This is a genomic window from Vibrio sp. 1557, from assembly GCF_033340175.1.
Classification (GTDB): domain Bacteria; phylum Pseudomonadota; class Gammaproteobacteria; order Enterobacterales; family Vibrionaceae; genus Vibrio; species Vibrio alginolyticus.
Genome location: NZ_JAWOVZ010000210.1, coordinates 1 through 1,182 on the forward strand (window position 1 = coordinate 1; position 1,182 = coordinate 1,182).

Below are 1,182 nucleotides of genomic sequence, written 5' to 3' on the forward strand. Positions count from 1 at the left end.
ACGAATCTCTTCTTTCTTCTCGAAAACTTTAAAACTGCTTTCTACTGGCTCGTTATGAGAGATACAGTTTGAGTTTGGACACTCAAACACGTTGTTGATTTTCTCTGGCAACTCTAGAGCCAGTTTTTTCACGACTTCGTAGTTTTCGATTTGGTTTACCGTCGCGTGCGGTGCGTACAGCGCCAGTTTGCTTGCTTGTTCTTCATTGATGAACACGTTCTCAATCTTCAGCAAGTCTTTGTGACCCAGAGCTGAAGATGGCAAGTTCAGACCAATCGTTACGCGTTGAGAAGAATTGTGCATATCGAACAATTTCAGCACTTTGATACCAATTTGTGCTGGAATGTGGTCGATGACGGTGCCGTTTTTGATTGCTTCTACCTGCAATTGAGTTTCTTTAGCCATGTTTTTATCTCCTCGATTACAGTGTTTCGTTTAGAACCAAAGCCAACAGCGCTTGGCGAGCGTACACGCCATTTTGTGCCTGCTGGAAGTAGTACGCGTGTGGGGTTTTATCTACGTCTGTCGTGATTTCATCAACACGAGGTAGCGGGTGCAGTACTTTTAGATTTTCACGCGCGCCTTCCAATAGAGCCGCCGTCAGAATGTAAGCCGATTTGATGTGCGCATATTCAGACTCGTCGAAACGCTCTTTTTGAACGCGAGTCATGTAAAGAATATCGAGCTCAGGAATTACCGCTTCCATCTCTGTGTGTAGGCTGTATTCAATGCCAGCTTCATCGAGTTCTTCGCAGATGTACTCTGGCATCGCCAATGCGTCTGGAGCGACAAAGTAGAAGCGGATGTTATTGAACTTCGCCAGTGCTTGAGTCAGTGAGTGAACGGTGCGGCCGTATTTTAAATCGCCGACAAATGCTACGTTTAGGTTGTCTAAGCGACCTTGCGTTTCCGCGATGGTGTAGAGGTCAAGCAGAGTTTGAGTTGGGTGTTGGTTAGCACCGTCGCCCGCGTTAATCACTGGAACGCCATTCGAAAACTCGGAAGCAAGGCGCGCTGCACCTTCTTGAGGGTGGCGCATCACAAATGCATCGACGTATGAAGAGATAACTTGTACAGAATCAGAAAGCGTTTCCCCTTTCTTCGCCAGAGACGTATTACCATCGTTATCAAAACCAATGACATCACCACCAATGCGTTGAATCGCGGTCTCAAACGACAAGC

2 protein-coding genes are annotated in these 1,182 nt (G+C 46.7%); both read right to left on the minus strand.

What is annotated here, in order from left to right:
- On the minus strand, positions 1-405 hold a 405-nt coding region (gene pyrI, locus R7070_RS25945; RefSeq protein ID WP_318141481.1), incomplete at its 3' end, for an aspartate carbamoyltransferase regulatory subunit.
- A 16-nt stretch (positions 406-421) separates the two neighbouring features.
- On the minus strand, positions 422-1,182 hold a 761-nt coding region (gene pyrB, locus R7070_RS25950), incomplete at its 5' end, for an aspartate carbamoyltransferase (protein WP_318081016.1).